Source organism: Limosilactobacillus reuteri subsp. simiae, from assembly GCF_020784875.1.
In the GTDB taxonomy this organism is placed as follows: domain Bacteria; phylum Bacillota; class Bacilli; order Lactobacillales; family Lactobacillaceae; genus Limosilactobacillus; species Limosilactobacillus reuteri_H.
On the sequence record NZ_JAJGUI010000030.1, the window covers coordinates 1 to 279 of the forward strand.

At 43.0% G+C, this 279-nt stretch carries 1 pseudogene; it reads right to left on the bottom strand.

The annotated features are described in order from the left end of the window. A pseudogene (locus LMC10_RS01215) lies at positions 1–279 on the bottom strand (hypothetical protein); the annotation flags it as partial.

Below are 279 nucleotides of genomic sequence, written 5' to 3' on the forward strand. Positions count from 1 at the left end.
ACTCCGTCTCGATGAGTGAAAGCTTATCTAACTCCGTTTCAATGAGTGAGAGCATGAGTAACTCGGTATCGATGAGCGAAAGCTTAAGCAACTCGGTATCGATGAGCGAAAGCTTAAGCAACTCCGTCTCGATGAGTGAAAGCTTATCTAACTCCGTTTCAATGAGCGAAAGCTTAAGTAACTCGGTATCAATGAGCGAAAGCATGAGTAACTCGGTATCGATGAGTGAAAGTATGAGTAACTCGGTATCGATGAGTGAAAGTTTAAGCAACTCCGTAA